This window comes from Bacillus sp. AFS012607, assembly GCF_002558005.1.
GTDB classification, from domain to species: domain Bacteria; phylum Bacillota; class Bacilli; order Bacillales; family Bacillaceae_G; genus Bacillus_A; species Bacillus_A thuringiensis_S.
The window spans coordinates 1-8083 of record NZ_NTVM01000071.1 but is presented as its reverse complement, the minus strand read 5'-3'; the positions used below and the strand labels follow the sequence as shown (position 1 = coordinate 8083).

Here is an 8083-nt window from a genome sequence, read left to right as displayed (position 1 = left end):
TTTGCGATTCAGCATTTTGCTGTTTGTTTCCATAAATCTCTTTGTTATAGACCACTTTACCTGATGTGTTTTGCACTTTAATACTTGCATATGTACTATCAAAGTAGTCATGTGGTACACCTGCTTTTAGATCTATTTGCATTTCTTCTGTTGATTTATTTAAATTTACTTTCGCAAATTCAAAATCTCCAATCCCTTTCAGCGACCAAGCAAATTCATTACCTTCAAAAATGTTTGGAGATTCATTTTTGATTTGTACCTTTTTCTCAACAGTTTGATCAAATATATCCGTTAATACAATTTTTGCATAAGCATTTGTTGGTAATGATATAGATTGACTGATTCCATTTTGATAAGATTTAATATCATCAATTACGTTAATAGGTTGGCCCGTCATATTTTCATTGTTATAAATTTCAATTTTCCCCTTAAATTGCGGTGTACTATTTTCTTTTAGTTTCCAAGATACATTTAATTTTTCATTTTCATAATATATAGATTGGATATCAAAATCTAATTTTCCTATTTCAGGTTGAGTAGGTTGATTTAGCGTGAATATTTTTCCTGACCCAATAGTAGACTGCGTATTACCTCCTGCTTTGACCCATACATATTCTGAAGTAGCTCCTCCATCATATTGATAAGTATTATCATGCGTTCCAGAAATACTTTGATTATTCCAAGAACTCCATTGTTTATCAACTAATTTTCGGCTATAACCATTTTTTAGGCGCGCTTCTCGAACATTCTGTCCACTATCAGCCCAGTCTTCTTGAAACATTCCTAATCCATGATTAAATGCAACATTAGCAACCGGAAAGTCCATAATTGCAATTTGATGCCATTTATTCTTTGTTACATCTTTCATCCATTGTCCAAATTTGGTATGACCATTTTCTTGCCATGAACGCATTGTCATTCTGTACCAATTGTTGTCTTTCCAACCATAAGTTGTTTGAACCTTCATTCCTGTTCCTTCTCCTCCAAAGGGGCCAGCTTGCGAATTCGGAGATAAGTATTCGGCTTTTATTGCTTCTTTAGAGGAAATTGGATCCCATAAGGCAAAATGTAAAGTACGTTTTCCATTTTCATCAAACCCACTTTGTTGTTGAAAACCAGCATATCCTCCAGCTTCACCACCTGCATTCCAGTTGTGTACAGCCCAGTACGTATAAGGTGGAGTCTGAACTGGTGACCAGTCTATACTAATAATATCTGAGACAGGTATATTTTGGGGACTCACATAAACTGCTGGAGCAGCTGAATGTGTTGCAGCTTTAGTGTGCAACATAGACGTTCCAAACATAGAAAACATGCTACATGCTGCGGTCATTATAATAACTTTATTAAATCTTTTCTTCGTTTTCTGACTAATCACTAATCTACATCCTTTTCTAATTTTTATTGTTTCCCGACAGAAGACTCCTTCCTCAAAAATGTGAAGGTGTGAAACACCAATTTTAGGTGGGAGATGAATGTCGGTTGGCATAAGCCAACATGTTTGTTATCATTTACTTGTACAGATTGCTCTTTGAAAACTGAAGATATGGAGTTGGTTGCAGAAAAACGTTGCAACCGTAAAATCTTCAACGTTCTATCGCCCCATGCTTACCGAAGTTGCGAAAACCAAGCTAAAGTAGGGAGTGTGGTGCGTTAACGTACAAGATACTTATGTTCTCACCGTAGGGACTACGGGTAGAGCCTGCTAAGATAACCAGTGGATACACCGGTGTTCGCAGGAATCTCCCACTTCAAAAAGTCCGTAAGGGCGTTAAGTGGTGAGTAGTTCAATATTGAATAATAACTTAGTAGAGAAATCTATCAAAATTCAAGCAACATCCAGTAAATCTTTAAAATACTGCTCCAATTTTATGTTGTTCTATCTTCACATCTGATTCTTACATGTTATTTGATTGTAATTGGTTTCCATAAAGATAACGCAAATATCCAATTCGGGTCCCCATTTCCTTGATGACTTTGAACCGCTTCATACACTGTCCCTTGATGTTCAACTTTATCGCCCTTTGTATATGCCTTCTTTGGATCCCATTTCTCATAAGATACATTTTGATCTTTTGTTTTTACCAGAAGAATTTCACTTTGAATTGATGTATTTCCAGCTGCATCTACAGCCTTCACTGCATATTTATATTCCTTATTAACTGTTAAGTTTTGATCAGTAAATGTCGTTCCTTGTACGGTTTGAATCAATTGTCCATCACGTAATACCTGATATTCTTTTACACCTACATTATCTGTAGACGGATTCCATTTTAGCTCTACACTGTTAGAAGTAAGGTTGCTTGCATATAATCCTTGTGGCTGTGTGGGAGCTTCTGTATCTGGTTCCGGATTAACAATTTTATCTACTTTCTTCAATCCCTCTTTTGTAATCTCATACACCACTTTGTTCCCAAAACTTTCCTGGATGCTTTTTTCCACATTTGTAATAGTAGCTCTATGCACACCTTCTAGATGTGTTAACTCTATATAGTCTCCTACCTTAACCGAAACTTTTTGCGATTCAGCATTTTGTTGTTTATTTCCATAAATCTCTTTGTTATAGACCACTTTACCTGATGTGTTTTGCACTTTAATACTTGCATATGTACTATCAAAGTAGTTATGTGGTACACCTGCTTTTAAATCTATTTGCATTTCTTCTGTTGATTTATTTAAATTTACTTTTGCGAATTCAAAATCTCCAATCCCTTTCAGCGACCATGCAAACTGGTTTCCTTCTAAAATATTATTTACATTAGGCATATCTGGTTTAATTGGATTAGAATCTGTACCCTTCCAAATCTCTGCTGTTAAAATTGGATATCCTAATGCAGCTACTTTTTGAATGGTATCGTTGTTTGGATGTAATCCCCACTTCTCAAAGAAAGGAATCAAATTTTGTTTGGCTACTTTTGATGCTGAAATCATAAATAATTGTTTTTTATTTTCATCAGTTTGTGGAAGTTCACTTGAAGGCATGTCTCTATACAATTGATGCAATTTAGGATAGAAATCCTCTCCATACGCTAACTGTAGTTGCCAAAGCATAACAAGCTTTACAAAAACATCGCTAATTTCATCATAATTTTTATTCACTTGTTCTAGATATTGAAATGCTTTTGGATAAATTCCACTTTTCTCTAAGTTGGATGGTTGATTAAATGCTTTTTCTACAGAAAGGCTGTATATATTATTTTGTACTTCTGTCATATTATAAAACTTCCAGGGCGATTGTTGTCTCAAATGTCCTGCCTCATGCCAAGGGCCCCAGCCATCTGTTATAAATTTATTAATATCTAACACGTATTGGATTGCGTCTCCTACATATGCTGTTCGATAAGAAGTTGCATACATATAATAATCAGGAGAATGATTTTCTTCTACGTAATGAACATAATGTTTATCTACTTGTTCTTCAGATAATCCAGCTACTTTGTCTTGAATTCGAGTAGCTTCATCCATCTTTTTTAAGAGTTGTACAGGATCTGTATTAGAACCCAACAAATATTTCTTAACACGTGCAGGGCTGGCCGTAATTAATACACGTTCGCCTTTTAACTCCACTGCATGTGCACTAGGATACTGGTCCAGCATGTTTATTAAATCTTGTTTTGTATGCTTTCCTAGTTCAAAGAAAGGCGTAGTCGTTCCACCTGTTGTAATTGTTGTTCGAATGCTACCTCCTTGTTGTTTATTATAAAAATAAATCATCCCCCCATTTGGAGATTGGATTGTGTTTATACCAGGTTTTAATGTAAATGATTTTATCTTAGAATCTTCTCTCCAAGAAGCATCATATGAATACGTTCCAATATATACCTCAATATCTTGATTACCTTCTACATTAATCGTTATTTGTTCATTTGGCTTTGCATATAAACCAGTTGGTTCATATGGACTAAATGCCATACTTTTTCTTTCCTGTTGTTTTAGTACCTCAACATCCCCTTTTCCTGGGACTGTAAATATTCTATTTTCTGATTTAACTGACTTTTCACTTTGCAGTGATGTCGATAAACTTTTTTGCTGTTGCGTTTCCTCTGCAAAGACATCTGATGAAGAAGCCATTCCAGAAGCAATTATAGTTAATGTTGCAGTAGCTACAAGTATTCTTTTAGTTTTATGCTTTGATTTATTCCCCATAGTATCTCCCTCTCATTTCCTTAATAAATTTAATAGTTTTGGTTTCTTTAGCATGTACTTACGTGCAAAAACAGTTTATGAACTTGTATTTATTACTTTTTTACATAGTCCTCCCTTATTCTATTTATAATTATATTTTGATATTATTTTATGACACATATTAATACAACTTTATAAAATATCAATCAATAATGAGCTTTTATGTTTTGATTTGGTATTCTTAACTATCTTATAAATCAAATAAATTACATAAAGGTATTCATTTCGTATGAATACTACTTTAAATCAAATTATTTTCAGATTAATAATTCACAAAAAATTAATATTATGTAAAATCCTATCAAGGAAATAAATACAAACTGATTTGTCATATATACATTGAAATCACTAAGACATTTACTATCATCCGAATAATTCATTCCTTTTTTCTATTTCAGTTTAATTTTGTAAGTTATTAAGAGAAAAAAACGCTATCTTTTCCTAGGATTCCACAGAAAAGATAGCGTAGTTCTTATAATTTAAAATGATGGTTGAACTTTTGTATTCGATTTTAGGCAAACTATTTATTTTCATTTAAAAATTCAAGAACTTTATTAAAAGTTTCTCGCCCTGCTGGTGTGTTCATTTTAAATTGAAATTCATGAGCCAACTCACCAGAAACATTTCTATCAAAGAAGAGTTTTTCTGTAGGTACTCTCTTACTTTCTAACTCGGACGCTAATGCTTTGGCTTGATTTTCAAATGATGCAGTATTTCCATCTGTAATAAATGTTGGTGGATAATCTTTTGTAACGTGTTTAATGATAGAAGCAATTTCTATTTCAGGTAATGTTTCAAAATCCTTTTTCCCAAAGTAAGCCCAACCAGTGGTACGCATAAAATCTTGTACTTCTTTAGTTGTTTCCATTTTAGCTAATGCAGGCATATTATATGGACCACAAAATAGTAACGTACCTTTAATTGTAGCAGGCTCAACAACAGGATCAATTTTAGTTAACCTTGCATAATTGGCAGATGTTTGAATATTAACAAATTGTCCAGATATTTGTGCTCCAGCAGAATCTCCTGCAAAATAAACCTGATCAAGTTTTAAATTATATTTCTTTGCATTTTCTTTTATATATTCATAAGCCTCACCAAGTTGGAATACTGGTGTAGGATATTTCATCTTAGGTGCAAGAGCATAATTTATATTTATCACTGTATAACCCTGAGCTGCCAATTCTACTGCATAACCAGTGATATCGGATTTATCTCCGCCTACAAATCCACCCCCATGTACCCAAAAAATAACAGGTGTTTTGTCAGGATGGTTTTTCGGATAAATAATATCTAATATACCATCAGGAAATTTAGAATTATAATTGATGTCCTTAACAATTTGTGTTTCTTTTAAAGCGTTTTGATAATTATCCGATTGAACAAACATTCCACCTTCAAATGCTTTTTTTATTAGAAACGCTTTTGGAGTAGGTGAAAGGTTCCAATAACTAACTCCTGCAATAATCAATCCCAAAACAATCAAAAGAATTATTAATATTCTTTTTTTCCATACCCCTTTAAGATTTGACTGGTTTATTTTCATAAACACATACTCTCCATTCGTTTTTAGTAACTAACTATACAAGAAAATAAATATATTTTTGCTTCCTGATGTGTATTTGTATACAAAGGGTTATTTGTTCTTATTGTGTACATGCTTGGTACTTTATATCTATTTGTTATTTCAAAATATCACCTTGATAGCGTTTAGATAGATTTCTTGCTCATAGATTTAAGAATTTTCACTATCCCAAAGGAAAAAATATAAGCGGATATTAACCAAACATCTTTTAAATATGGAATGTCCCTAAAAAACGAATCTATTTTGAAAATAGATCCGTTTTTTTACGTATAACATAAACTTTCAAGTTCTTTTGATTAAATCTTTTATAAAAAGAAAAGGTACATCCCAAATGAGAAGAATCCTACTTGTCCAAACATGCAGGGCATGGTACCTTTGTCACTGATATATCTCATTTATAGTTTGTTTAATTGACTATGTCTTTTAGAATATATAAAATATACTATTATCCCTATAAATAACCAAATACCGAAGTAAACCCAGGTTTTTAAAGGTAGATTTACCATTAAAAATAAGCAACATGTTATTGAAATAATCGGTAAGATTGGTACCAGTGGTACCATGAAACCACGTTTTAAATTTGGATGTGTTTTACGAAGAATAATAACTGACACACCAACCATCGCAAATGTTAATAACGCTCCAATATTCGCTAAATTCGCTAATTCTTTTAAATCGATAAATCCAGCAATTAAAGCACTACCAATACCTGTTAACCAAGTTGAGAATACTGGTGCTTCTGTCTTCTTATTAATTTTCGCAAACGATTTTGGTAATAAACCGTCACGACTCATCGCAAAGAATACACGTGTTGTTGCATAAATGTAAGCAAAAATTACAGCCATAATACCAATTACAGCTCCAATTGCGATTATACCCGCTACTTTATCTTGTCCTACAACTTCTAATACGTAGGCCATTGCTTCTGGTACATCTAATTCCTTATAAGAAACCATACCAGTCATAATAAGGCAAACTATAACATAAATAATTGTACAAATAACTAACGAAGCAATAATACCAATCGGTAAATCACGTTGTGGATTTTTTACTTCTTCAGCAGACGTTGCTAACGCATCAAATCCTAAAAAGGCAAAAAATACTGCAGCTCCTCCGGCAAAGATTCCGCTTATACCATAAGGTGCAAACGGAATCCAGTTTTCTGGTTTCACGTAAAATATACCAACTGAAATGAATAAAACAACAATACCAATTTTTATTAATACCATTGCGTTATTCACTCGCTTACTTTCTTTCGTGCCTTTTGATAATAACCAAGTTAATAACAAAGTAATGATTACTGCTGGTAAGTTAACGATTCCACCTTGTGTTGGAATTGTTAAAAGTGATTTTGGTATCTCAATCCCAAACCCGTTTAATAAGTTTTGAAAATAGCCTGTCCATCCACCCGCTACTGCGGCAGTTGTAACTATATATACAGACAATAAAGTCCATCCCATTAAGTAGGCTACAAACTCACCAATCGTCGCATATGAATAGGTGTATACACTACCCGAAACTGGAAGAGCAGATGCGATTTCTGCATAACATAGGGCTGCAAACCCACAAACAATTGCGGCAATCATAAATGAAAAAATAACTGCTGGACCCGCATCTCTTGCGGCTACTAATCCAGTTAATACAAGTACTCCTGTACCAATTATTGCACCAATCCCTAGCATGGTAAGGTCAAATGCGCCCAACGTTTTTGTCAAAGTCTTACTTTTACTATCTTCTAACAATTTCCTTACTGATTTTTTCCTAAATAAGTTGGCCATAACACACGCCTCCTTTTATTTAAAAAGGAGCTAAGATATCGCCTCCTAGCTCCCCTTAAGTAAAATAATTTTATTTTATAAGATTATTGAATCGTTATTTTACCTCATTGGCAACAAAGAAATGCTCACAAACAGTTGAAATACGTTTTAAATCCACATTGCCACCTGAAATAACCGCTACTACTTTTTTACCCTGTACATATTTATCAACTTTTCCTGCCAGAAGAGCGGCTGTGGCTAATGCTCCCGCACCTTCTACGACAGCTTTTCCGCGTTGCAGTAAGTCTTTCATTGCTACTTCTAATTCTTCTTCCGATACAGTTACAATATCATCTACTAGGTCTTTTACAATTTCAAAAGTTAAATTCCCTGGTATTTTTACCGCACAACCATCCGCTATTGTTGGTGCTTCATAGTGTTCTAAAATTCTCCCCGCATCATAAGAAGCTTTCATTCCATGAACATTATCTGCTTGAACCCCAATAATATTAATGGAGGGATTAAATGATTTCAGCGCTACAGCAATTCCTGAAAT

Annotated in this window: 5 protein-coding genes; all 5 read right to left on the bottom strand. The window is 33.7% G+C overall.

Annotation, left to right across the window (positions count from 1 at the left end; all coding sequences use genetic code 11):
* Nucleotides 1-1378 (bottom strand): DUF3472 domain-containing protein (locus CN409_RS30700; protein WP_000625381.1); only part of this gene is annotated, 1378 nt, incomplete at its 3' end.
* 527 nt (nt 1379-1905) lie between these two features.
* Nucleotides 1906-4146: a M60 family metallopeptidase gene (locus CN409_RS30690; protein ID WP_003256157.1), complete on the bottom strand. Its 2241-nt coding sequence runs from the start codon at nt 4144-4146 to the stop codon at nt 1906-1908.
* Between the two features lie 559 nt (nt 4147-4705).
* Nucleotides 4706-5731: an alpha/beta hydrolase gene (locus tag CN409_RS30685; protein ID WP_097982132.1), complete on the bottom strand. Its 1026-nt coding sequence runs from the start codon at nt 5729-5731 to the stop codon at nt 4706-4708.
* A 434-nt stretch (nt 5732-6165) separates the two neighbouring features.
* Nucleotides 6166-7548 (bottom strand): amino acid permease, encoded by a 1383-nt coding sequence (locus tag CN409_RS30680; RefSeq protein ID WP_097982130.1) that lies wholly within the window; start codon nt 7546-7548, stop codon nt 6166-6168.
* A gap of 94 nt (nt 7549-7642) precedes the next feature.
* Nucleotides 7643-8083, bottom strand: a 441-nt coding sequence (locus CN409_RS30675; RefSeq protein ID WP_141527756.1) for a pyridoxal-phosphate dependent enzyme, incomplete at its 5' end; no start/stop codon positions are given.